At 39.6% G+C, this 23,742-nt stretch carries 22 protein-coding genes and 1 pseudogene; 12 read left to right on the forward strand and 11 right to left on the reverse strand.

The annotated features are described in order from the left end of the window. Positions 1–1,444: energy transducer TonB (locus AC2JBO_RS16995; protein ID WP_496954834.1), on the reverse strand; the 1,444-nt coding region annotated here is incomplete at its 3' end. Between the two features lie 475 nt (positions 1,445–1,919). Between AC2JBO_RS16995 and AC2JBO_RS17000 the strand changes: the two genes are divergently transcribed. The 3 genes from AC2JBO_RS17000 (at position 1,920) to AC2JBO_RS17010 (ending at position 5,231) form a co-directional block, all read left to right on the forward strand. Further along, the gene (locus tag AC2JBO_RS17000; protein ID WP_496954835.1) at positions 1,920–2,573 is read left to right on the forward strand and encodes a MotA/TolQ/ExbB proton channel family protein; all 654 of its coding nucleotides are present in this window, start codon (positions 1,920–1,922) and stop codon (positions 2,571–2,573) included. After that, positions 2,557–2,958, forward strand: coding sequence for an ExbD/TolR family protein (locus AC2JBO_RS17005; RefSeq protein WP_496954836.1), 402 nt, complete (start codon positions 2,557–2,559; stop codon positions 2,956–2,958). The genes AC2JBO_RS17000 and AC2JBO_RS17005 overlap by 17 nt, the downstream gene beginning before the upstream one ends. 155 nt (positions 2,959–3,113) lie before the next feature. Then, entirely contained in the window at positions 3,114–5,231 is a 2,118-nt protein-coding gene (locus AC2JBO_RS17010) for a TonB-dependent receptor plug domain-containing protein (RefSeq protein ID WP_496954837.1), read from the forward strand. Between the two features lie 41 nt (positions 5,232–5,272). Here AC2JBO_RS17010 and AC2JBO_RS17015 read toward each other — a convergent pair whose 3' ends face one another. Further along, complete coding sequence (locus AC2JBO_RS17015; RefSeq protein ID WP_496954838.1) at positions 5,273–5,986, reverse strand: type IV pilin-like G/H family protein; 714 nt, start codon at positions 5,984–5,986, stop codon at positions 5,273–5,275. 65 nt (positions 5,987–6,051) lie between these two features. On the opposite strand from AC2JBO_RS17015, the gene AC2JBO_RS17020 reads away from it, so the two are divergent. From AC2JBO_RS17020 to AC2JBO_RS17030, 3 genes are all read left to right on the forward strand, one after another. Beyond that, positions 6,052–6,963, forward strand: coding sequence for a carbohydrate ABC transporter permease (locus AC2JBO_RS17020; protein WP_496954839.1), 912 nt, complete (start codon positions 6,052–6,054; stop codon positions 6,961–6,963). A 163-nt stretch (positions 6,964–7,126) separates the two neighbouring features. Beyond that, positions 7,127–7,495 (forward strand): hypothetical protein, encoded by a 369-nt coding sequence (locus tag AC2JBO_RS17025; protein WP_496954840.1) that lies wholly within the window; start codon positions 7,127–7,129, stop codon positions 7,493–7,495. A gap of 102 nt (positions 7,496–7,597) precedes the next feature. Then, on the forward strand, positions 7,598–8,152 hold the full coding sequence (locus AC2JBO_RS17030; RefSeq protein WP_496954841.1) for a Uma2 family endonuclease: 555 nt from the start codon (positions 7,598–7,600) through the stop codon (positions 8,150–8,152). Positions 8,153–8,352: 200 nt separating this feature from the next. Here the strand turns inward: AC2JBO_RS17030 and AC2JBO_RS17035 are convergent, their stop codons facing one another. After that, positions 8,353–8,670, reverse strand: coding sequence for a hypothetical protein (locus AC2JBO_RS17035; protein WP_496954842.1), 318 nt, complete (start codon positions 8,668–8,670; stop codon positions 8,353–8,355). Between the two features lie 598 nt (positions 8,671–9,268). Between AC2JBO_RS17035 and AC2JBO_RS17040 the strand changes: the two genes are divergently transcribed. Both AC2JBO_RS17040 and AC2JBO_RS17045 read left to right on the forward strand, forming a co-directional pair. Then, the gene (locus AC2JBO_RS17040) at positions 9,269–9,415 is read left to right on the forward strand and encodes a hypothetical protein (protein ID WP_496954843.1); all 147 of its coding nucleotides are present in this window, start codon (positions 9,269–9,271) and stop codon (positions 9,413–9,415) included. Between the two features lie 483 nt (positions 9,416–9,898). After that, on the forward strand, positions 9,899–12,577 hold the full coding sequence (locus tag AC2JBO_RS17045) for an nSTAND1 domain-containing NTPase (protein ID WP_496954866.1): 2,679 nt from the start codon (positions 9,899–9,901) through the stop codon (positions 12,575–12,577). Positions 12,578–12,765: 188 nt separating this feature from the next. Here the strand turns inward: AC2JBO_RS17045 and rsmG are convergent, their stop codons facing one another. From rsmG to AC2JBO_RS17060, 3 genes are all read right to left on the reverse strand, one after another. Next, positions 12,766–13,503 (reverse strand): 16S rRNA (guanine(527)-N(7))-methyltransferase RsmG, encoded by a 738-nt coding sequence (rsmG, locus tag AC2JBO_RS17050; protein WP_496954844.1) that lies wholly within the window; start codon positions 13,501–13,503, stop codon positions 12,766–12,768. A gap of 134 nt (positions 13,504–13,637) precedes the next feature. After that, positions 13,638–13,847, reverse strand: coding sequence for a DUF6887 family protein (locus AC2JBO_RS17055; protein ID WP_496954845.1), 210 nt, complete (start codon positions 13,845–13,847; stop codon positions 13,638–13,640). 11 nt (positions 13,848–13,858) lie between these two features. Then, positions 13,859–14,026 carry a DUF6888 family protein gene (locus AC2JBO_RS17060; protein WP_496954846.1) on the reverse strand — a complete coding sequence of 56 codons (168 nt, stop codon included), beginning with the start codon at positions 14,024–14,026 and terminating at the stop codon, positions 13,859–13,861. Between the two features lie 257 nt (positions 14,027–14,283). Between AC2JBO_RS17060 and AC2JBO_RS17065 the strand changes: the two genes are divergently transcribed. Further along, entirely contained in the window at positions 14,284–14,607 is a 324-nt protein-coding gene (locus AC2JBO_RS17065; protein WP_496954847.1) for a helix-turn-helix domain-containing transcriptional regulator, read from the forward strand. A 914-nt stretch (positions 14,608–15,521) separates the two neighbouring features. On the opposite strand, the gene AC2JBO_RS17070 is transcribed toward AC2JBO_RS17065, so the two are convergent. The 4 genes and pseudogenes from AC2JBO_RS17070 to AC2JBO_RS17085 form a co-directional block, all read right to left on the reverse strand. Beyond that, complete coding sequence (locus tag AC2JBO_RS17070) at positions 15,522–16,022, reverse strand: GNAT family N-acetyltransferase (RefSeq protein WP_496954848.1); 501 nt, start codon at positions 16,020–16,022, stop codon at positions 15,522–15,524. 313 nt (positions 16,023–16,335) lie between these two features. Beyond that, positions 16,336–16,407 (reverse strand): annotated as a pseudogene (locus AC2JBO_RS17075) (CHAT domain-containing protein); the annotation flags it as partial. A gap of 116 nt (positions 16,408–16,523) precedes the next feature. After that, positions 16,524–16,889, reverse strand: coding sequence for a tetratricopeptide repeat protein (locus AC2JBO_RS17080; protein WP_496954849.1), 366 nt, complete (start codon positions 16,887–16,889; stop codon positions 16,524–16,526). 251 nt (positions 16,890–17,140) lie between these two features. Further along, positions 17,141–17,266 carry a hypothetical protein gene (locus AC2JBO_RS17085; protein ID WP_496954850.1) on the reverse strand — a complete coding sequence of 42 codons (126 nt, stop codon included), beginning with the start codon at positions 17,264–17,266 and terminating at the stop codon, positions 17,141–17,143. 139 nt (positions 17,267–17,405) lie between these two features. Here AC2JBO_RS17085 and AC2JBO_RS17090 point away from each other — a divergent pair, with 139 nt between their 5' ends. From AC2JBO_RS17090 to AC2JBO_RS17100, 3 genes are all read left to right on the forward strand, one after another. After that, a complete protein-coding gene (locus AC2JBO_RS17090) occupies positions 17,406–17,783 on the forward strand; it encodes a hypothetical protein (protein WP_496954851.1) in 378 nt (125 codons plus the stop codon). A gap of 643 nt (positions 17,784–18,426) precedes the next feature. After that, positions 18,427–20,517: an elongation factor G gene (gene fusA / locus AC2JBO_RS17095; RefSeq protein WP_496954852.1), complete on the forward strand. Its 2,091-nt coding sequence runs from the start codon at positions 18,427–18,429 to the stop codon at positions 20,515–20,517. Between the two features lie 128 nt (positions 20,518–20,645). Then, complete coding sequence (locus tag AC2JBO_RS17100; protein ID WP_496954853.1) at positions 20,646–22,394, forward strand: KAP family P-loop NTPase fold protein; 1,749 nt, start codon at positions 20,646–20,648, stop codon at positions 22,392–22,394. On the opposite strand, the gene nifK is transcribed toward AC2JBO_RS17100, so the two are convergent. Further along, the gene (gene nifK, locus AC2JBO_RS17105) at positions 22,350–23,693 is read right to left on the reverse strand and encodes a nitrogenase molybdenum-iron protein subunit beta (RefSeq protein WP_496954854.1); all 1,344 of its coding nucleotides are present in this window, start codon (positions 23,691–23,693) and stop codon (positions 22,350–22,352) included. The two genes, AC2JBO_RS17100 and nifK, sit on opposite strands and share 45 nt — an antisense overlap. Positions 23,694–23,742 lie beyond the last annotated feature (49 nt).

Here is a 23,742-nt window from a genome sequence, read left to right on the forward strand (position 1 = left end):
GTTTTAATTTAAAGTTTCTTGCTTGCTCTAACAAAGCTTCATCCAATTCTTGGCTGCCACTGGATCGATTTAATTTAACATCCATAACCTTTCCATTTTCGTCAACATCAATGCTGACCTCTGGACTTCCTTCTATTCCTCGCCGTTTAGACTTTTCTGGATACTTGATTATACATTCTTGACAATCTGCTGGATTTAATTTTGAACCATTATTTGTGGGGTCTGGTGGTTTTGGGGCTGCGGCAACGGTAGTTTTTTCTGGTGGTTTGTTATTAATGTTATCTTCTTTTTTTGTACCATTTCTTGAACCATTTCCTGTACCGTTACCGGAACCGTTGCCAATACCTGAACCGGAACCGTTGCCAATACCCAAACCGGAACCATTTCCTGCACCCGAACCGGAACTGTTGCCAATACCCAAACCGGAACCTTTGCCAATACCCAAACCGGAACCGTTGCCTGTCCCTAGACCGGAACCTTTTCCAATACCGTTACCTAAACCGTTACCGATACCACTTCGAGAACTGCTACTTTCTCTACTGTTGTCTATACTAGAGGTATTCAAATTGTTCTTTCCTGTCCCAGGCTTATTACTATCCTCAGTTGCATTAGTATTTTTGGGCTTTTCATTGTCGTTGGTTGGATTAACATTACCGCGCGCTTGCGACAACAATGTGGCCAACTTTTTGGTATTCAATGGTGAAATAGCTACATTTGAATTTGTTTGTGTTGATGTAGTTGGCTGAGTACTATTTAAAGGGGTAACTTGTGGTTCAGGTGTTATCGTAGCTTCAGGTGTCGGTTTTGAGACTAAGGGAACAACATTAGGCTCTGGTAATTTAGCAACTTCTGTTTTTTCGACCTGTGATTCATCGACTTGCGGTTTTTCAAGTTGTGGTTTTTCGATTAGTGCTGGTTTTTCAAGTTGTGGTTTTTTGGCTTGTGGTTTTTCAAGCTCTGGCTTCTGTACTACTGGCTTTGGTTCAACTTTTGCAACGTTTTGTAAAGCTACTTTTTCAGTCGGCTTGATTTTTGTGGGCAGTATGGGCGCCATATCAACGTTACTGCTTACAGGCGCCGATTCATCTCCTGTAGATGCAGTCGTTGAGTTGGGTTGAGTGATGGGAGTATTCCCTTGGGCATTTATACTTGGCAGTCTCCCTCCACCACCACCGCCACTACCACCTCCTCCACCTGAAGATTGCGATAATGGTAATTGCTTTTCTGGTTGCTTGGCTAGTTCAATCGGAGTTTCAATGATTTCTACTTCTATCAGTTCGCTTTCAATCTCTGGTGCTTTACTCACTAAAAAGTTACCAATACCATATATTAGCACTATGATATGCAATGCTGACGAGATTCCTAAGCTATAAATTATAAAATTCTTTGATTTTCTAGCTTCTTTTTCTCGCCACTCGACAGCAATACTCGAAAAGCTCATCATAGCTTTAACCTAATTATACTTAATTACTCCCGGTATGATAGCACTGTTACATCAGTATAGTTTGTAATATTTATTCATTTATCAACTAATTTTTAATATGACGCTATGTCGTACTAAAATTTTTATCTTTTTTTATCTTTGACGTATTGTCATATATGTTTATTGCATGTAAGAGTGTGCGAATACGACATTACGTCATACTATAAAAACCAATCTTTTACGTGTTGTCATATTACGTATTGTTATAAAACAGGACTTACTTTTAATCAAAAGCTTGACATAATTTTTGAATCTCGCTAATCTTTTTTACCAGTATGAATTATTAATAATTCTGGCTGTAGCTTGAAGTTAGTGCGTTTATCGAAGCGCTAATTGAAAAAATAGTATACTCGCTTACGGTGTATGCAATTTATGCATCGTTAGCTATATAAAGATAAATAATTTTAGATTGTTTTAATAACAAAAGCAAAAAATAATGGAAATTCAAAAAGTGTTTTTAGCAGGCGGTGTGGTGATGTTCCCACTGCTAATATTTAGTGTAGTGTCTATTGCGTTAATAGTTGAGCGTATATGGTTTTGGACAAAAATTGGTCGTCGTCAAAATATAGTAATTCGTGATGTTTTAAGACTCTACCGTCACAATAATGTTGTCGGCGCCTTAGATAAGTTACAGCAGAATCTAGATTTGCCAATGGCGCGTATTTTTCTGTCAGCGCTTTCTTTAGAAAACCCAACACCAGAACAGTTTCGTTTAGCTTTGGAGGGTGAAGCACAAGCTGAAATTCCGCTACTTAAAAGGTTTAACACTATTTTTGAAACAATTATCGGTTTGTCTCCTTTGTTGGGTCTATTAGGTACTGTATTGGGATTGATTGCTTCGTTTGCATCGCTCAATATCGGAGATGTAGGAGGTACTAAAACAGCACTCGTTACAGCAGGTATTAGTGAAGCGCTGGTTTCAACTGCTTCAGGTCTTGTGGTTGCTATTTTTACGCTGTTCTTTGCGAATACGTTTCGAGGAATGTATATCCGACAGATAGGGAATATTCAGGAGTATGGCGCCCAATTGGAGCTTCTTTACAGTTGTCGTTATTTAACGGGAGGTAATTCTTATGCGACTACCAGATGAACCTGAAACACCTTTCCAAATTAATATTGTGCCGATGATTGATGTTGTATTTGCGCTACTGACGTTTTTTATTATGTCTACGTTATTTTTGACTCGTTCTGAAGGTTTGCCAGTTAATTTACCTTCTGCGACAACTGCAAAGACTGAGCGTCCCGCGCGAGTAACGGTAACGATAGACAAAGCTGGAAGCTTGTTTATTAATAGGGAACCAGTTCAATTACAAATGCTTGAAGATGCTGTTCGTAAGAAACAGTTGCCAAATCAGAGCTTGACTGTTGTTTTGAATATTGATGAAGCGGTTAATCATGGTCAGGTTGTGGCGGTGATGGATAAGGTTCGTCAAATTCCGGGTGCAAAGTTGGCTATTGCGACTAAAAAACTATAGGTTGGGACGGGCAAGGATGCCCATTCCACAAGAGTTGTTAATTCACAATTATTGTTTACTCCTTCATGCTCAAAGAATACTGAAATTTATAACTCATAAATTATCCGCGTTTATATCCGTTGCGAATAAACACTACTAACTACAGGAAATTGATAGTGAAGAATTTGTATATCTACTCGGTTGCTTTGTTGGGTGTATTGGTTGCTCTACCTGCGTTTGCTGTTGATGGTTTGCAGGAGGATGTGATTCAAAGTTCTGAACAAAAATCAGGTATTCTGAATCTAAGTGAAGTTAAGCTGCCATCACAAGAAGCTAAGTATCTAACTCAGGAACCTGCTAATAGTCAGCAACCACAACTGAAGCCTGAGCAACCAGTACCTAATAATACGAATCAAGATAATAGGAATCAAGACAATACGAATCAAAAAGATGATTCGGATATTAATCTTGAGGCTATTGGAGAGAAGGTAACGTTACCGCAGTCTACACCGACTTATGTTATTGAGAAGGAAGAAATTCAGAAGCAAGGCGCCACTAGTGTTGCGGATGTTTTGAAGCGGATGCCCGGTTTTGTAATTAATAATGTTGGACACGGCGCCGATATTCATACGGGAACGTATTACCGAGGTGCCACGATTAATCAGACTGTGATTTTGATTAACGGTAGACCGATTAATACTAATATTAATACGTATCACGGCACCACTGATTTAAATAGTATTCCAGTTGAAGCTATTGACCGAGTAGAACTATATAGCGGTACAGCGACATCTTTATATGGTTCTTCTGGTTTTGGGGGAGTTGTTAATATTATTACAAAACAAGGCAGTACTACCCCTCAGTTTAATGCTGCTGTGGAATTTGGTTCGCTGAATTTAAATAATCAACAAGCTTCTTATAGCGGTGGTAGTCAGAATGTTAGATATAATTTAAGCTTTGAACACTTCTTTATTGATAACCGCTACAAGGTTCCTGTAGGCGCCGCAAACCGTGATGCAAGCGGTAATTTATTCAATGCGGATACTGCTACTAGTAGTTATTTTGGTAGCCTTGCTGTAGATTTGGATAAGAAAAACACTGTTAACTTAGACGTAAAAGTTTTAAGTAGTCGTCGCGGTCTTGTATATTTCGGTTTCCCATTACAGCGAGATAGATTAGACCACGATGGATTAGATATTGGTTTATCTTGGAAATCACAGTTAGCTAAGGGGTCTAATTTAACTACTACGTTTGGTTATAACCGAGATTATTTTAATACTTATGGACCAACAGGAACATTTTACCGCACAGGAACTTTAGACACGCAGCAGTTTACAGGTAGAGTTGAACATGAATGGCAAGTTGCATCAAATAATCAACTTCGTTGGGGTTTAGATGTACAAAATACCGATTTAAATAGTCTTGCTGACAGTACGTTACCCAGTCGAATAGCTTTGAATCAAACTGAGGATAGAGGTATATTTAATACAGCGTTATTTGCTGTTAATACTTTTAATATTAGTAGTAATTTTCTTGTTGATGTAGGTTTACGACAAAGCTTTGACTCTAAGTTTGGAAGCTATTTTAATCCGAGTGCAGGATTAAGATATGCTATTTCACCAAATATTGCTGTGCGTGGTAGCTTGGCTTATGGACAGCGTAACCCAGGTTTAGACCAGTTATATACGTATGATACGGTACACGGTTGGTTGCCTAATCCTAATTTAGAACCTGAAACAGGTACGTCTTGGACTGCGGGAGTTGATGTTAATTTTACTAAAGATATTATCGGGCAATTTACTTATTTCGGTAGTAGTATCGATAATTCTCTTAGTGTCATTCAAGGACAATGGCAAAATATTGGTTTAGTTGACACGAATGGTTTTGAAGCTGCACTCAGGATGAGAGTCGCGCGTAATTGGTCAACTTTTGTCAACTATACTTATACTGATGCTCAAGTCAAAACAGGTGCAGACCAAGGTTTACAGTTAGGCTTAATTCCTTATTCTTTACTTCAAGCTGGTGTTGGGTTTGAAAAAAATGGATGGCAAGCTAATTTGTATGCTACTTATAACAGCGGCGCCCGTCGGGCATTATATACGGTGCCTGGGGATAGGAATACAGATTTTGTTCCGTCTTATTTTAACCTAGACTTGAGTACTCGTATACCTGTTACTCGAAACTTGGGTTTAACGTTTTATCTAGAGAACTTACTCGGTGAACAATACGAGCGAGTTAACCGTATTTATAGTCCTGGTTTTACTTTCCGTGTTGGTTTAACTTCAAGTATTTGATTCATTGTGGTATGAGTCGGGTGGGCAGTGCCCACCATACATTATGGTATAGATTTTGAATCAGTAGGACAAGTTATTTGATTCGTGGTTGAAGATAATGTTGGCATTGCTGATGGTTTTGTAGTTGGCTTGGTTGTTTGACAAATACCAGAGATTGTGATTGGTTCGCCATTAACTTTTGTTGCAAAGACGGCGCCTGTATAGCTTGGCGAATTAGCTTTTTTGGGAGTAGCTGTTACAAACACGCCTACTGGTGGTGCTTGCTGGGAATTTGAAGCAGATACTAACTCTACACCTTCTGGTAATGCTGTCGAATCTGAAATTTTTGAAAAAATTGTGCCGTTGTTTTTAAACTGAGATGGTCTTGGTACTCCTGGGTCAGTTCCTTCTAACTGTATCCGCATTTTACCATCGGCGGTATATTCAAAAATTGTTTGTACTGGTTGATTTTTTCTTGGCAGGATGACATCAAGGTGCATTGGGGAATTTGCAGCGTTTACTTTATACTGTAGTTCTGCCGCAGTACGCCGCTGATTATCGGCTGGTGGCGCCATGATAAAGAGTTTGCCGTCTGGGGCAAAAATAAAAGTTAGCTCAATGCCTTCTTGCTTTGCTTCCCATGACCCTAAAAGCTTCTGGTTCTGCTGGTTGGCGCCTGGAGTATTTTGCGCGTATGATGCTTTTACCAAATTTGGAACAATTATGCTTGTGCTAGATAATGTCAGCAATAAAGCAACAGAATATAATTGACGCATCTATTTAATACCTAAAAACTGTTTGCGGAAAATATTAAAAAATTAAGTAAAATTTTTGACTGAGTATGGAAACACCTACAAACCGTTCTATCATAACCTCACCCAATACGAAAGCGCATCTTTTAGACAATGATGTGGTAGCTGCATGGATATTTCTGGCGCCTGCATTGATATTGCTGGGGTTATTTATCATTTATCCCATCATATATTTATTCATTCTCAGCTTTACGGCAGGTAGTTTTACGTCGCGCGGTAGTTACTGGGTGGGTCTAAGAAATTACTTACGTTTAGCACTCAACCCTGATTTTTGGCAAGTTATAGGCAATACTCTTTATTTTACAATCGCAACTGTTATACCTAGCTTAGTTATTCCTCTCGGACTTGCGGCATTACTCAACCGCAATATGGCACTTCGCGGTATTTTACGAACAACTTATTTTTTACCCTCGATAGTTTCACTAGTTGCCGCTGGTCTAGGTTTTCGCTGGCTATTTCAAACCGATGGACCAGTAAATGGTTTTTTGAGTAATTTTGGTGTGGCGCCAATACCCTGGTTAGGAGATACGTTTTGGGCGATGCCAGTATTAATTATTCTGAGCATATGGAAACAACTAGGCTTTAACATGGTAGTCTTTCTATCAGGACTGCAAACAATTCCACCGAGTCGTTACGAAGCAGCCGAACTAGATGGCGCCAATGCTTGGCAACAATTTTGGCATGTTACACTACCAGGTTTACGACCAACAGTAATATTTGTAATCATTACAACAGTCATCTTTACCCTGCGAAGCTTTGAACAAGTATATGTAATGACAGGTGGTGGACCTCTCAACTCCACAAACCTACTCGTTTTTTACATTTACCAAGAAGCATTTGCTCAATTTGACTTCGGTTACGCAGCAGCAGCCGCAACCGTATTACTAGCAATCACCTTAGTACTAGTATATTTACAGCTAAAAACCTGGGCAGAAGACTAAAAAATCCTCTTGTTCTTTGTTCTTTGTTCTTGTGGAGCAGGCGTCCTCGCCTGCCTCTTACATCTTTTATATATAGCGTTCTAACATCTTTATATTTAACATCAGGATAAAAATTAACGAAGTTATCGTCTTTGATTACAGTTCAATAAATTAGGATTGTTAGATGAAATTTCAAAATTATCGTTTACTTATACTTAAAGGTTTTATATTGGTTTCAAGTAGTAGTATATTAATGTTTTTATTATCTTTTGCTACAGCTATAAATCAAGAGAAAGACACTCCAGAAATTATCAAAGCAGCTATCTTTATGGAGCTAACCCGTGCCAATGTTTCTACAGTCGGTTCTAATCAACAGAGATTATTAGTTAAGTCGTTCTCTGGCTTAAAAACTTACTTAGACCAGTCTGGTTGGATGTGGAAAGACCAATTGGGAGCAATGGTTATATATCAGAAGAAAGCGCGGCGCCTTGATGCAAATTGTCGGATGTACTCCCACAATTACATGATTTGCAATTTAAACGAAGCTCCATAAATACCCATATAATGATAAATAAAGAAAAGTAATCTTTTATAGCTTTCTGCATGTTACTAGTGATAATATAGATAAGGATTAAAGGCAAAGACGTTTATCACTATGACAATAGCGGCGCCTACCACTTTAGAAGAATTTCTCAAGCTGCCAGAAACAAAACCTGCATCGGAGTTTATCGAAGGTCGCATCTATCAAAAACCTATGCCCCAAGGTAAGCATTCGCGTTTACAGTTGAAGTTTTGTAACACGGTTAATCACATTGCTGAGGCGCCGAAAATCGCTCTAGCATTTCCAGAATTGCGCTGTACATTTGGGAATCGTTCTATTGTGCCTGATGCGAGTGTGTTTGTTTGGGAACGAATTCCTTTTGATATAAATGGTGAGGTATCCAATACCTTTAATATTGTTCCTGACTGGACAGTAGAAATTCTTTCTCCTGAGCAACGAACGACTAAAGTAATTAGTAATATTTTACATTGCCTCAAATACGGTTGCCACTTAGGTTGGTTAATAGACCCAGATGAGAGGTTAATTTTGGGCTTTGTTCCGGGACAAGAACCTGTAGAGTATACTGGTAGTGATCGTTTACCCGTACCACAATTCTTAACACTTAGTTTAATAGTTGAGCAAGTATTTGGATGGTTAAAAGTAGTTTAGGAATGTTACAGTATCGGCTCAAAAAGTTGGGGCAAGTAGTAATTATCAGTATTGTTTAATAAATTTATTATTCATACAAATAACTTAAGCCATGCGGGCGCAAGGCGCCTGCAGCGTCACAGAACGCGGCTTTAAATACGTATGTTTCTTGTCACCAGTGCGCGAGAGTACGTTTTAACTTCGGTACGCTACCGTTTTGATTACAAAGTGGAAGAACTATCTATATTAACTAACAACAAAAAATACAAACGACCATAGCAATAATGTAATAATGTACTTTTAACAGCACTACCCGACCACACGGCACCAACAATCGCAGAAATTTTCATGCAGTACAATTGAGCGTACCCAAAATAAAGGGTACTGAGTTGTTGACTTGTATGTAGTTCAGGGTATTCTAAGACCAATAGCAACTCAGATACTTTTGCTGCCGTTAATCGTTTTCGTTCATCCAACTGCTTGTAACCAGTTTCAGTACCGAAAATTTTCCAAAATTTAGACTCAAGCTTAAGTTTCATCTCAAGAGAAGGGGACTCTCTATAAGCCAGTAATTCTCGGTAGTAATCCCAAAACTCCGTGAGAAGTCATCTAAAATTTTTTGATGGCAAGCAACAAATGAAGTCAATTTTTTATAGTGTCGTCCTTCATGCACCCAGCACAAAGCTAAATTATCAGTCAATAGTTTAAATTGAGGTTTAAAACCTTATTTTTAAGCATAAATACTTATTGACGTAGTAAGTTTTAGCTTAACTTGACGCTAATGGCGCCAATAGTGCCTACCCCATAGTGCATTTCAAGAAGCAGGGTGCCGCTTGTTCGTACATTCGCAAACAATCTTAAACGGGAGGCGCCTCGTTCCGATTCTCCTGTAACCTCATACTACAGAAGTAATTTTCAAAAATTTTCCCAAAACTGCGTAAATACTCTCCACCTCGTTCGTAGAAGGGTTTAAAGAGGTTAAGGAGAATTACCATGTGTTGATAAAAGTCCATGTACGGGATATTTTACCGTTTTATCTCAGTCGGTTGCTATCGCTTGGGCATTAATTACGTAGCTTCCCGCTCTGCGGGTATTACAAATTGTATTGACCATTTGCCCTAAAGTATTTATGTATCTATGATGACAACACAATACCAAGTTTTCGAGGTGCGACAGGAGATGTCGATGGGTGATGAATTGGACTTGCAGTTGCGTGAGCTAGTCTATGCAGCACAGCAGCATCCCGCCAAAAGTAAAGAATGGATGAAAGGAGTATTTACATGAAGGCTGGCAAAGTATCGAAGAGGTATTTAGTCAACGGGAGTTAAGTTTCAGCATTATCCGGTGCAAAAAAGTTGATATCGGGTTGCACTTAAATGATACTTCCGTTGCTTTGGTTGTTAAGCTTAATTCTCTAGAAAAAGATAAATCTGAAAATTCAAAAGAAATGGCTCTTGCGTACTTAACGTGCTAAATCATTTGAAAAATTAGCTTAAAACTCTTACCAGGCTTTTATTACAGTCATTTTTGATATCAATTCAGTATTATGGATAAAATGCGCGACTATAAGCGACTGGAAGCCTCGATTTTAAAGGAAAGTTATCTACTTTAATCAAAAATTAGCACGCTAAGTACGGTAGAACCGAATGTACGCTAGAATCGATTAATTTACTTAGTCATTTCAATGAATGGTTAAGCGCATTATCTTTTAGCCAAATTGTCAATTCCCTACAAGACTTAAATCCCAACGATGAAATCAGAATAATTATTACCACTTCTTGCCATGAATTACGTCAGTTACCCTGGCATTTGTGGGATGTTTTAGCTAGTTTCTCATTGGTAGAAGTGGCTTTAAGTTCCCCGAATGCGGAACGGAGAGAACGAGCTTATCGAGAGAAGATTCGGATATTGATTATTTTGGGAGATAGTTCAAATATTAATGTTGATGCAGATAGGCGATATTTACAGAGTTTCTGTGGTGAAAATGCAGAACTGGTTTTATTAAATCAACCGTCGAGGGAGGAATTAAATCGTTGCCTACAAAATGAGATTGGTTGGGATATGTTGTTTTTCTCTGGACATTCCGAAACCAAAGAAATGGAGGGAAGAATTTATATAAATAATCATGATAGTTTGACGATGGCAGAATTGCGGGATGCTTTACAAGTTGCGATACAAAAACGATTGCAAATTGCATTTTTTAATTCCTGCGATGGTTTGGGGATTGCGTATGAGTTAGAACAATTGTATATTCCCCAGGTAATTGTAATGCGTAAAGCTGTACCCGATATAGTCGCACAGGAGTTTTTAAAGTATTTTCTGCAAGAGTTTACTGGTGGGAAATCCCTATATATATCTGTGAGAAATGCGCGGATTGAGTTGCAAAAGTTGGAATCGGAATTTCCCTGTGCTAGTTGGCTTCCTGTAATTGTCCAAAATCAAACGGAAACACCTCCAACTTGGCAAAGTATGGGAATAATTTCTTTTTGTCCCTATCAAGGTTTAAGTGCGTTTAAGGAAGAGAATGCGGAGTATTTTTTTGGTAGGGAATCTGCAACTGCTGGGTTGGTCGCTGCGGTTAATAATAAGCTATTAGTGGCTTTAATTGGCGCCTCTGGAAGTGGTAAATCATCGCTAGTATTTGCTGGGTTAATTCCCCAGTTGCGCGGGGATACTATTCATAATTGGCAGATTTTATCCTTTCGTCCAGGAAAAAATCCGTTTCAATCTTTGGCTGTGGCGTTAATTTCGGCATTGGATTTACCAGAAGATAAGCGACGTTTGGCTGAGTTGGAATTGGATGTGAATTTGCAGCACACTCGCACAACTCTAGAAAATTTCATCACCTATCTCACACCCCTCTCTTCTCCATCACCACGAATCTTATTAATAGCCGACCAATTTGAGGAAATTTATACTCTGTGTACTGATGCTGAGGAACGGAGAATTTTTCTTGATAATTTGCTTTATGCTGTGGAAAAGGCGCCGTTTTTTAGGTTATTAATTACCATTAGGGCAGATTTTCTATCGAGAGCGTTGGATGATTACGAACCGTTTGGGCGGGCGTTAAAATCGTATCAATTAGAACCTGTGGTGCGGATGAATCGGGAGGAGTTGGAAGCAGCTATTATCCTACCTGCGAAGAGATTGGGTTTTGAATTTGAGGAGGGTTTGAACAACACTATTATTAATGATATCCAAGATGGGGATGGGCACCTGCCGTTGCTGGAGTTTACCTTGAGTCAGTTGTGGAAACAACAGTATGCTGGAAATTTGACTCATCAAGCTTATAAAAATATTGGCGGTGTGGAGAAAGCACTGGCGAATTATGCGGAGATGATTTATGCAGAATTAGGTAAGGGGGAACGGGAAACAGCGCAACGGGTGTTTATTCAGTTGGTGCAACCGGGGGAAGGTACGGAAGATACCCGCAGGTTGGCAACGCGGGAAGAAGTGGGGGAAAAAAATTGGGATTTGGTGACGCAGTTGGCTGACAAGCGGTTAGTAGTGACGAATCGGGATGAGTTGAGAAATGAGGAAACAGTGGAAGTCATCCACGAGGCTTTGATTCGCCATTGGGGACGGTTGCGGGGTTGGATGCAGGAGAACCGCAAGTTTCGCATTTGGCAACAGGGTTTGATAGTTGCGTTGCAGCAGTGGGTGGAGAGTCAGCAGGATGATGGGGCTTTATTGCGGGGTGCGACTTTAGCTGTGGCAGAGGATTGGTTGCAGCAACGGGCTGCGGAGGTAAGTAAACCGCAGCGATGGTTTATTGAGAAGAGTGTGGCATTGCGGGAGCGGGAGAGGAAGCAGAAACAGAGGTTGCGGAGGGGTATTATTGCTGGGTTGGTTTGTGCTTTGGTGGTGATTTCTGGGTTTGCGGGGTTTAGTGATTTTAGTAGAACCGATGCTGTAATCGGTAAATTGAGTAGCAGTGCGGAAAAATATTTTGAAGCTAATGACCATGAGGCAGCATTAGCGGAAGCAATTAAAGGTGGAAAAATGCTCAGAGGAAGCATTTGGAAACCTTGGATAGGAGGGGAAACCCAGATGTCAGCTATATCTACATTGCGTGAGGTGGTAGACGAATTTCAAATTAAAACCCTTAAAGGGCATACAGGCATTGTTGATAGCGTCAGCTATAGCCCGGATGGCAAAACCCTTGCTTCCGCAGGCGGCAGAAAGGTGAAACTTTGGGACATCAATAGTGGAAAGGAAATTAAAACCCTCGAACTCAAAGGACATACAAGCTCGGTTACTAGCGTCAGCTATAGCCCGGATGGCAAAACCCTTGCTTCCGTATCTTGGGACAATACGATAATTTTGTGGAATCTCGATTTAGATGACTTACTGGTACGAGGATGTAAATTAATACGGGGCTACCTGGAAAATAACACCGAGGTCAGGGCAGAAGATAAACGTTTGTGTGACAATATCAAACGTTGAGCTGAGGATACTCGGAGGCTAGCAACACGTGATGAGGTAGGAGAGGATAATTGGAATTTAGTTACTTTATTGGCTTCGGAGCGTGACGCTACAAGTTGGTGCGCTTCGTTTCAAAATTATACCGAGCGTCACGCACCCTACGTTTTTATCTGCCTAGAGCGTAAGTCTTGCTATTAATTCAAGCTTGTTTAAAGTGGACGTTGTGTTGGTACTCCTACCGCACGCGGATATTTTGCAGGTGTTTGTGAGACTTTCCGTAAGTGAATACAGTGACGAATACTGTTTGTCAATGGTGTTGTAAATTCTTCTATGTTTTCAATTACACCGCCTAGTTCTTCAACTGCATTTTCTAAAGCAAGCTTTTCTTCTGGCGCCCAAGTTCCGCGATAAATAACAGCTAAACCATTTTGTTTGAGCAAAGGTAAACTATACTCAGCGCAAACTGTCGCACCTGCAACTGCTCTAATTAAAGCTACATCATACTTTCCACGATAAGTACGTTGTTGACCGATTTCTTCTGCCCTACCTGTAATTGTTCTAACATTGCTTAAATTTAATTCGGCTGCTGTTTTTTCGAGAAAAGTAACCTTTTTATGAGTTGAATCGAGTAAATCGACAGTACAATTTACTACTGTGATTGCAGTAGGAATACCAGGAAATCCGGCGCCTGTGCCTATGTCAATTACAGTTAACTTTTTATTTGCTCCTAAAAATTGCTTAATTCCCCGTAATGAATCCCATAAATGTTTTTCCCAAAACTCTTGAGGGTCGGTGATACGGGTAAGGTTAAGTTGTTTGTTGCCAATAAGTATTAACTCATACAACTGCTGAAACAGTAATTGTTGTTGAGCGTCAGGTTGCCAATTAAGGGTTTGCTGCCAAATATCAGCCATTTCTGGCAATTTAAGCAAAGTTAAATCATCCACAAGCTAAAAATAAACGAGAAGTAATGCACTTCTAACACACAAGTATAAAGTAGGGTGCTATCAGGTGAATGTTACCATCTAAAACAAGTCCTGGCTTTAAACAAAGGCAATGACGCACCACTAACCTACCAATACTACTCAACTTGCTTTAGTTTTTCTTTCAAAATAGCTTCTACCTCACTTTCTGGGTTAGCAAGCTCAAAAGGAGAAGGTTGGAGGTTTGCAGGATTACGGCGGCTCATCAACACCTCTAATCCTGCCCGAAAAGCTTCTTGGTCATTTCTATGTTCAGATAAATACCGCTTTAATTCAGCAAAAGTCATTTGAGACAGATTTGGCATCATACGACAAACTCTCAATTCCCATTTTCTTCTATTATGAGCGCAATTTCGTCACCTGTCCCAGCTTGAATGTAAATCGTTTTCAATTTCTGGTCGTAACGGAACACTTGTATCGGTTGAAATAAATTAGATAATAACTGACATAAGAATATGGCAGTATCCGATTGGTCTCGTGTAGGCAAATTCTAACTCCTAAAAATAATCGCTTTCCTAAGTTTTGGTAGGTCAAGCATCCCTTGCACAACAACAGGACTTGATGTATGGTAACATATAAGTTACTATAATATGTAAATATAAGTGGTGGGATAAAGAAAAGTCACCAATCTGATGTTGAACAAGTAAAGCAATTGTATCAGGAGTGCAAAAGCACGCGTAAAAAAGTTAGCAAAGAATAAGAAAAGGAAACTAAGGGAAAAAATAAAAAGGATAGGTAGCAAGTATGACATTAACAAGAGATTCTAAAGAAACAGTCAATGCACGACTTCAGAAAGATTCAGCATTTGCAACAGCATTATTAAATGAAGCGATTTTATTGTTTTTAAATGGTGAACCAGAAACCGCGAGGCTTATACTAAGAGATATTGTAAATGCAACTGTAGGTTTTGAAGAGCTTGCTAATCAAACATCTAAACCTAGCAAAAGCCTTCATAGAATGCTATCGGCAAAAGGTAATCCTACTATGGATAATTTGACTAGCATTATAAATGTTCTTCGTAAAAATCTTAATGTAGACATTCAAGTTAATACCGTTTCCTGTGCCTAATAATTTTGGTATAGTTTGATTGTAAATAAGCCAAGCAAGCGCTTACCGCTAGCTTCTGAGAAACTTTTTCCACCACCAGTAGAAGCTGAAAACGCCGAAAATCGTGAAAATTTGCGCCAATTTAAAATTTGGTGGCATAACAAAACAGGCTAGAGTCAATTTCAACTCTAAACCAAATACTAATAAATACCCTGGCCTGGGTTGGTCTAATTTAAAACATTCTTCTGACCGGGATAGTAGCATTGCTACTTCACCAATATAGTAACCATTGATACCCAGAACCACGCTCCTAAGCAGGCTTAAGAACAAAGAGCGTTAATCCGGTTTTAGCTGCCAGGGTAACTCTATTATAAAAGTTTCTCTGCATAAGTAACGGGTGGCGAACGCCACCAGTCGGACGCTTCTAACTTGCACATTTAAACAATCGATATATAGTAAGGGTTCCAAACAATGTGCTAGTTTTATATTTTACTGGAGCGCTTGGGGCGCCAGTCGGAGGCTGATATCTTGCACCTCTACGTACTAATTCCTGATTTCAGAATAAAATGTGATTAATACTACATTATTCTCCAGTCCATTTTAATGGACTTAAGCTATTAGCATATGGGTTTTAACCCTATGCGGGTAGGAGCGTAGTTATAAATTTTGTAATTAATATTACATGCAACAATCAAAGTGCAAGATATAAGTTGGGGACCTTGTGGAGTGGCGCCGATACTTGGAACGGGCAAGGATGCCCATTCCACAAGATGGAGAATTAAATTGTTGGAAGTCCCTCAAGAGACTAAAATATTTTCAATTTTCAAATACACAATCTGGTGTAAAATCAGGAGAATCGAAATAGTACTTGCCTTCAGCTTGTAATATACGTTCAAAAAGCTGTGGAATGCTTGTTGCGATGACCTTAAATTCTATCATTTAATTTGCAGAAGCATGTACTCTATATCAAAATATTGATTATTGAATTTGTACCCCATTTTTTCGATTCCATATATTTTAAAGCCAAATGATAGATACAATTGTTTTGCTGGTACGTTATTTGTGACGACATCTAGTAATAGTATTTCTATCTCGTTTGTAGCTTTTGCTTTTTCGATTAATTCGTTTAGCAGTAGCTCTCCTATTCCTTGGCGCCGATATTCTGGTTTGACGTACATGCTACGTATGTAGGCTTTATGCTTTGTTTTTATTCTTGATTCTTGATGAAATGCTAATATCGCAATTAGTTTTTTATTTTCATAGCAGCCTAATATAAAGTTGTTATCTACTGGTATTTTATCTCTAAAGTCATCTATTGTCTTGGTTGCTTCTTCTTGATACATTGTGCCATATGAGTCTGGGTTATTATATAAGGCTTCTAATCTGATTTGACGGTAATCTTCAGCGTCTTGTTTTGTTAGTGTTTTTATAATCATGGAATTGTAATGTATGTTTAAAATTGATAAGATGCTACCCTGCGGGAAAACTTCGTTTACGTTCACGACTCATGACAAATAAATAAGTGTTTTGATTATAATTTGCACTTGTATTTTTAGCCTGCGTAGGCAGGCTTTGTTTGTGTAGCCTCACCCTTCTAGGGTGTTAGGCATCATGAAGGAAAACGTTTTGCCCCAATTATTATATTGATTCTCCTATTAAAGTAAAAGCAGCCCAGTGTTCGGGGTTGGGGTATTGTTTCATCATGGTTAGCATGGCTTGACGAAGCACGGCGCCTTTATCGGGTGTTTTCTACATTTGCCGATAAAATTCGGTCATTAATAGTTTGGTTGATACGTCGTCTACACTCCATAAGGAAACAACTACACTTTTAGTTGTTTTACTTTTGTCTTAGTGGCTTCTTCTCCTATTGATGGTTTTGTGTTGAGTATCGCTGCTATCTCGATAAGTAAGTCCAATATTAGACAATATTCGCGTTTCTAAATCAGTATTGTCTGTAGCTTTCGCAACTTAACAACCTGTTGATAATAACTAATAGCTTGCTGCGTTTGATTCAAATCAGCATATGCATTACCAATATTATTAAGCGCTTTATCCTCACCTGCTAGGTTCTTATTTTGACGCGAAATATTTAACGCTTCTAAGAACTTTTTCAAAGCTGCTTGTAACTGATTTCTATCGCGTAATTCTTCACCTTCTTTTATCAGCTTATCAGCTTGATTCTTGCCAGCACTAATCGTTTGTGCCACAGATTGTGACAAACTATTATTCGGCTCAACCGCAAATCCACTCAAGGGCGCCAAAACCAGCAACAGTAAGAACGATTGCAAACGACTAGACACCATAATACTTGGCAACGGATATAACGGATGTAACGGATAGTTTATCTTATAGAATAAGTATGATTATCAGAATACGAATTGTTTTAACAAATCAGTTATCCGTTGTTTTTCTAGAATTGATCCCCCCTAGCCCCCCTTAATAAGGGGGGAACAAGAAAGAATACAAATTTTAACACTGTACGCAAACAAATCTTAGCACTGTACGCAAACAAATCTTAGCCCCCCTTAATAAGGGGGGTTGGGGGGATCAAAGATTAAGCAGCAGACCTACGACGTTTGGGTTTATGTTGTGTCTGTGAGGCTTGTTGTAGCTGTGCAGAGCGCTTTTCAAACTCAATTACAGTCCGAGCTACTAATTCAGCTAGGGTTTCACGTTTCATAGTTATTGTTATCGCTTCTCTAACAATAACTGCGATTTCAAAAAGTTCTGTTAGTAACGCACATGTTTTACACCCATACGGTTGGAGATTTTACCCCTATAAAACGATAAACTAAGGAAAATTGCTAGAGGAAGTGTTGATGGCACGGACTAATGGGACAAAAAGTGAAACATCTGCTACTGAGCTACCCTCTGTTTCAGACGCAGACGACCTGGCGCCAGTTCAAGATGAATCTGAACTCTCTGAAGGCACCCAGGATATTGACGATATCTTAAACTCACTTAAGGCTTTACTAAGTGCGTTAGAAAAACTCCAAAAAGCTCGTCAAGAAGTAGGCGATATTAAACCTTTAATTGGGCGAATGCTTGATGGAGAAATGCTTGCTGGAGAAGACCTAGAGCTACTTAAGGCAGGTGTCAGCGGTCTATCTCGCCTTGTTCGCTCTTACAGTGACCATCAAGCAGCACTAGCAAAAGCACAACCCGCACGAAAACTGTTAGACCAAGTGATCAAATAAAGATCCCAACACAACAGCCACAACCAGGACTACAATATATATACACCATGTTGCTTTTATGCTGTTTGTAATTCTGGATGTGGCTGATTTTGGCTGATTTTGTAATACTGACTTATGCGGGTAAGTTATTTTACCACAGATACACAGAGGGCACAGAGAGTAAGAATAAGTTATTGTTGATACTTAACCTGTTAATGAAAATGCGAATATTAGACAATATAAATACGTAAAAAGAGATATTGGTGTAATTAATTTTACTGGAGAGAATGTAATTGCCTTTGTTGTATGGATTAAGAGCTTACTATTCAACAAGAGGTGCCTCGTATCTATAGCATAAAAAGCCCACAAGAAAGAAAATTTGTGCTAACTTAATCCGAGACATAAATACTTCCGCCCTATGGGAAACTAATAACCATGCCATTTAAATTAAAGTCTTAGCTTTTTTGTGCCCGAATCAACCTGCATAGCACAGGTTAGCTTATAATCATTGTGTAATTATTAAGTTTTCTAAAACATCAGGGCAACTTCCGGTGTTCTATGTTAGAGAAATCCAGCCCTTGCTGGCGCTCGAAGGCAATTCTGGTTAATTCTATAGTGCCATTTTAGAGCTATTCGCCAACGGTTTCTAGTAGTTAGTTAAAACATGAAAGACCTCACTCGTTATCGAAATATCGGTATCTTCGCCCACGTAGACGCTGGTAAAACCACCACAACAGAAAGAATCCTGAAACTGACAGGAAAAATCCACAAAATTGGTGAGGTGCATGAAGGTGCGGCGACGACCGACTTCATGGAACAAGAACAAGAGCGAGGCATTACAATTCAATCTGCTGCAACCACCTGTTTTTGGAACGATCACCAATTCAATATTATTGATACCCCTGGACACGTTGACTTTACCATTGAAGTTTATCGTTCGCTGAAAGTGCTTGATGGTGGTGTTGGTGTATTTTGCGCTAGTGGTGGTGTTGAACCTCAGTCTGAAACCAACTGGCGTTATGCCAATGACTCTAAGGTCGCTCGCGTCGTTTACATTAACAAACTTGACCGTATTGGCGCCGACTTTTACCGAGTTGTTAAGCAAATTAATGATGTCCTAGCAGCGAAACCGTTGGTGATGGTACTACCAATTGGTACAGAGAACGATTTTGTAGGCGTGGTAGATTTATTAACCCGTAAAGCATGGATATGGGATGATTCCGGCGACCCAATGAACTATCAAATCAAAGAAGTTCCCGCCGAAATGAAAGATGATGTCGAAAAGTACCGCGAGATGCTGATTGAGACAGCTGTCGAGCAAGACGACACATTGATGGAAAAATATTTAGAAGGCGAAGAACTTTCCATTGAAGAAATTAAGCGTTGCATTCGTAAGGGCACTATTAATCTTTCCTTCTTCCCCACCTATTGCGGTTCTTCGTTTAAAAACAAAGGTGTGCAGTTAGTACTCGATGCTGTTGTTGACTACTTGCCCAACCCAACAGAAGTAAAACCACAACCAGAAGTAGATTTAGAAGGTAACGAAACTGGCGAATTTGCTATTGTAGACCCAGCGAAACCGTTACGGGCACTGGCGTTTAAAATTATGGATGACCGCTTTGGCGCCCTCACCTTTACCCGTCTATACTCTGGTGTATTAAACAAGGGTGATACAATTCTCAATACCGCAACAGGTAAAACCGAACGTATTAGCCGTTTGGTTGAGATGCACGCTAACGACCGTCAAGAAATTGATTCCGCTCAAGCTGGGGACATTGTAGCCATTGTAGGGATGAAAAACGTCCAAACCGGACATACCCTTTGCGACCCCAAAGCTCCCGCAACCTTGGAACCAATGGTGTTCCCAGAGCCAGTTATTTCCATCTCGGTGACACCTACCAAGAAAGGTACCTCCGAAAAAATGGGGATTGCACTCGGTAAAATGGTACAGGAAGACCCATCATTCCGCGTTGAAACTGATTCCGAAAGTGGCGAAACCATCATCAAGGGGATGGGTGAGCTACATTTGGATATTAAAGTTGACATTCTCAGACGTACTCACGGTGTTGAAGTCGAAGTTGGTAAACCTCAAGTTGCTTACCGTGAGTCTGTGACTAAGCGCGTCGAAGATGGCTACGTCCACAAGAAACAATCTGGTGGTTCCGGTCAATACGCTAAAATCGATTACATTGTTGAACCCGGTGAACCTGGTAGTGGTTTCCAATTTGAGACCAAGGTAACTGGTGGTAGCGTACCTAGAGAATACTGGCCTGCAGTTCAAAAAGGTTTTGCAAGCAGTATCGATAAAGGTGTATTAGCAGGATTCCCTTGCGTAGATTTGAAATTTACCTTGGTTGATGGTGGTTTCCACCCTGTTGACTCATCAGCTATTGCGTTTGAAATCGCTGCTAAAGCTGCTTATCGTCAAACCTTGCCTAAAGCTTCTCCTCAGTTGCTTGAACCCATCATGAAAGTCGATGTGTTTACACCTGAAGATTATATGGGTGATGCAATTGGTGACCTAAACCGTCGTCGTGGACTCATTAAATCCCAAGAAACAGGCCCTACTGGCGCCCGTATTAAAGCGGATGTACCATTGAGCGAAATGTTTGGCTACATTGGTGACTTACGTACCATGACTTCTGGTCGCGGTCAGTTTTCGATGGAATTCTCTCATTACGCGCCATGTCCTGCCAACGTAGCAGAGACCGTAATTAAAGAAACCAAAGAACGCGAAGCCGCTGCTGCTAAGTAGTATTTAATTTTGATTGAACGGAAAATTTTTCTGTTTCAATTGAACCGAATTAATACTTACACATAGAATGATAGAAGCCCGGTTTATTGCTTATGACCGGGCTTCTGTTTGTAAATAATAAAAGTGTTATGACGTATACTACCGATATTAACGATATATCAACAGACAGCTCCTTAGTCAATCCAGAAAATGACTTGCTAGGTCATGCCAGCTTTGCAAAGTATCTAGCAGACAGCATTTGTAAAATGAACTTTCCTGAAGGTTTCATAATTGGAATTTACGGCTCTTGGAACTCTGGTAAGTCTACATTATTAAACTTTTTAGTTCATTATCTTCAACAAAAGCCAGAAGACGAACAACCAATTATTGTTCCTTTTAATCCCTGGCTATTTTCTGGACACCAAAATATTACAAGGCGATTTTTTGAGCAATTACAAAACGTTTTAAGCAAAGAAAAAGCCGTGCCAAGGGGTATAAGAAAGACACTGGCTGATTTTGCCCAAGTTATTTCAGATATTCCTTTACCTTATGCTCAAACTGGCAAGGCATTAGTAACATTATTAGATGATAAAGAGAAGGAAGCTTCGCAGTTTAAAGAAGAAGTAGAAAAGACGCTCGCGAAGCAAGATAGACGAATAGTTGTAACAGTTGATGATATAGATAGGTTACCTGGTGAGGATATCAAGCAGCTATTTCGGATTTTTAAAGCAATTCCAAATTTCTCCAACGTTGTCTATGTTCTAGTCTTTAATAAAGAAGCTGTAATGGAAACAATTACAGAAACACAAGCAGTATCTAAAGAATCATACTTAAAACAAATTATTCAAGCTGAGTTTGAGTTACCTACTCCAAGTAAAACCTTACTTCGCAAGCTGTTTTTTAAAAAACTTAATAGAGTATTTACCAATATAGCAAAAGAACAGTTTAATCAAACACACTGGAGTAGTATTTACTTCCAAGGGATAGACCATTTTATTAATAAAATACCCGCCATTACTCGTTTAACTAACACTTTAACCGTTACATATCCAGCAGTAAAAGGCGAAGTCAATCCAATTGATTTTATTGCTATTGAGTGTTTGCGAATCTTTTGCCCAGCTATATATGATATAATCCCCCAAAATCCTTATGCTTTCGCAGGTAAGGTTGATACTTCCACAGATGGATTGAAAAATTTACTTAATACCTGGATTGCTCAATTACCCCCTGAAGACAAGCAGCCTGTACAAAATCTACTCATGCAGCTTTTTCCAAAATTAAAATCTGTTTGGAGTCATAGTTCTCTAGATGAGAAAGAGTCTGAATGGCGCCAACAACTACGTGTGTGTAGTTTAGAAATATTTCCAATCTACTTCCGTTTAGCATTGTCAGCATATGAATTATCTAACACTCAAATAAAAGCTATGCTTGCTTTGACTTACGATACAGAAAGGTTTAAAGAAAATCTAATAGAACTTGTTAAGCAAAAACGTACTGAAGGTATGGCACAAACTAGCATTTTTCTAGAACAGCTTGAAACCACCGTTCAAGAAATTCCTGTAAATGCCATTCCCTCGGTTGTGGAAGCTTTGTTTGATGCCAGCGAAGAATTCTTGTTGAGTCAAGAAGATGAATATAATAATGACATTTTCGATTTGAGCAATGAAGTTATAATTAGTCGTTATACCTTACAACTTTTGCGTCGAATTGAAGAACCAGAACGATTTGAATTATTAAAAAAAGCAATTAGTCAAGGTAAAGCATTACCAATAATTAATCAACAAATAACAACAGTAAAAGAACAGCAAGCTCAGTCTAGTTCTGATCAGGATTTAAATGAGGAAGAAAGCCTTCTAAATACACAACACCTCGAAGAACTCGAACAAATCGTTGCTTGATAGCCAACACAATAGTGAACGGAAGTGCCACAAGTCTTTTTGAATCCAAACAGTGGCGCCTTGACCGAATGGGCTAGCTTTGAGCATTTCTTCCATTTCAGCCTTAAATTCTTGGTCACCGTTGTTGCAAAGGATGTGAACAGGTTCGGCGCCCATTTCGAGCAAGAATGAAGTTACGCTGTAGATGAGGTCAGGGTCACCATAGATAGCGAATTTCTTACCGTGAATCCACGCATAAGAGTCAGTCATCGCGTCAACTAAGCGACCGCGTTCAACTTCCAACTCTTTAGGTATGGACTTACCAGTAATTTCTGATATAGCCATCAAGAATTCGTCAGTACCCTTAACACCGAAAGGACGAAGAACTTTTGTTTCTTGCTTCCAGGTTTTCTCAATGTACTCGCGAGTTTTCTGTGTGGTGTAGCGTTGTAAACAAACAGTTGCTTTCGCGTTGATGGTATCAGCTACATCTTCAATCTTTGTACCACCTGGGTACATTTGGTACTCACCATCGTTAGGTGCATCGAAGTAGTCGCTAGTGTCGGAAACAATGGTATGCTCAACTCCCATCAAGTCAAGCATATGCTTAACTTCACGGTTGTTACCTACATAGGTATCAAAACCAGAGATAATATTAACTTTACCGTTGCTGCTGCTCTTCTTCTTACCTTCAGTAAGGTTAAGAAGAATACCCTTCATCATGTTGTCGTAGCCAGTGGTGTGTGAACCAACGAAGCTAGGAGTATGAGCAAAAGGAATTGGTAAATCTTCGGGTACAGCACCTGCACCTTTAGCGTTGGAAATAAAGGCGCCAAGGTCGTCTCCAATAACTTCCGCCATACAGGTGGTGCAAACAGCGATCATTTTGGGCTTGTAAAGTTTGTAAGAAACTTCCAAACCTTCAATCATGTTGTTCAAACCACCGAATACTGCCGCGTCTTCGGTCATCGAAGAAGAAACTGCCGAGCAAGGTTCTTTGTAGTGACGGCTAAGGTGTGTACGGAAATACGCTACACAACCCTGAGAACCTTGAACGAAAGGAAGAGTTCCTTCAATACCTAGTGCAGCGAACATGGCGCCTACTGGTTGACAACCTTTAGCTGGGTTAACGGTCAATGCTTCACGAGCAAAGTTCTTTTCACGGTATTCCCAACCTTTTGTCCACTCAGAAACACGTTCTACTTCTTCTGCTGGGTGGGCGCCTTCAAACTGTTCGTGCTTGTTCTTAAAGAGCTTAGTGTATTCTTCTTGCTTGAATAGCTCTAGGTGATCGACGATTCTTTCCGGATTCTGAGGCATTTTCTTTATCTCTTTTGTAGCGTAATGGTTGGTAAAGGTTTAGTTAAGA

The organism is Calothrix sp. CBUCES-K 9914, from assembly GCF_059640475.1.

What these genes read in the sequence shown, in the direction of transcription:
- AC2JBO_RS17070 (WP_496954848.1), bottom strand. Translation starts at nt 16,022, where the DNA reads ATGATTATAAAAACACTAACAAAACAAGACGCTGAAGATTACCGTCAA.
- AC2JBO_RS17055 (WP_496954845.1), bottom strand. Translation starts at nt 13,847, where the DNA reads ATGATGCCAAATCTGTCTCAAATGACTTTTGCTGAATTAAAGCGGTAT.
- AC2JBO_RS17015 (WP_496954838.1), bottom strand. Translation starts at nt 5,986, where the DNA reads ATGCGTCAATTATATTCTGTTGCTTTATTGCTGACATTATCTAGCACA.
- AC2JBO_RS17020 (WP_496954839.1), top strand. Translation starts at nt 6,052, where the DNA reads ATGGAAACACCTACAAACCGTTCTATCATAACCTCACCCAATACGAAA.
- fusA (WP_496954852.1), top strand. Translation starts at nt 18,427, where the DNA reads ATGAAAGACCTCACTCGTTATCGAAATATCGGTATCTTCGCCCACGTA.
- AC2JBO_RS17030 (WP_496954841.1), top strand. Translation starts at nt 7,598, where the DNA reads ATGACAATAGCGGCGCCTACCACTTTAGAAGAATTTCTCAAGCTGCCA.
- AC2JBO_RS17090 (WP_496954851.1), top strand. Translation starts at nt 17,406, where the DNA reads ATGGCACGGACTAATGGGACAAAAAGTGAAACATCTGCTACTGAGCTA.
- AC2JBO_RS17035 (WP_496954842.1), bottom strand. Translation starts at nt 8,670, where the DNA reads ATGAAACTTAAGCTTGAGTCTAAATTTTGGAAAATTTTCGGTACTGAA.
- AC2JBO_RS17100 (WP_496954853.1), top strand. Translation starts at nt 20,646, where the DNA reads ATGACGTATACTACCGATATTAACGATATATCAACAGACAGCTCCTTA.
- AC2JBO_RS17085 (WP_496954850.1), bottom strand. Translation starts at nt 17,266, where the DNA reads ATGAAACGTGAAACCCTAGCTGAATTAGTAGCTCGGACTGTAATTGAG.
- AC2JBO_RS17080 (WP_496954849.1), bottom strand. Translation starts at nt 16,889, where the DNA reads ATGGTGTCTAGTCGTTTGCAATCGTTCTTACTGTTGCTGGTTTTGGCG.
- AC2JBO_RS17025 (WP_496954840.1), top strand. Translation starts at nt 7,127, where the DNA reads ATGAAATTTCAAAATTATCGTTTACTTATACTTAAAGGTTTTATATTG.
- AC2JBO_RS17065 (WP_496954847.1), top strand. Translation starts at nt 14,284, where the DNA reads ATGACATTAACAAGAGATTCTAAAGAAACAGTCAATGCACGACTTCAG.
- nifK (WP_496954854.1), bottom strand. Translation starts at nt 23,693, where the DNA reads ATGCCTCAGAATCCGGAAAGAATCGTCGATCACCTAGAGCTATTCAAG.
- AC2JBO_RS17000 (WP_496954835.1), top strand. Translation starts at nt 1,920, where the DNA reads ATGGAAATTCAAAAAGTGTTTTTAGCAGGCGGTGTGGTGATGTTCCCA.
- AC2JBO_RS17040 (WP_496954843.1), top strand. Translation starts at nt 9,269, where the DNA reads ATGATGACAACACAATACCAAGTTTTCGAGGTGCGACAGGAGATGTCG.
- AC2JBO_RS17005 (WP_496954836.1), top strand. Translation starts at nt 2,557, where the DNA reads ATGCGACTACCAGATGAACCTGAAACACCTTTCCAAATTAATATTGTG.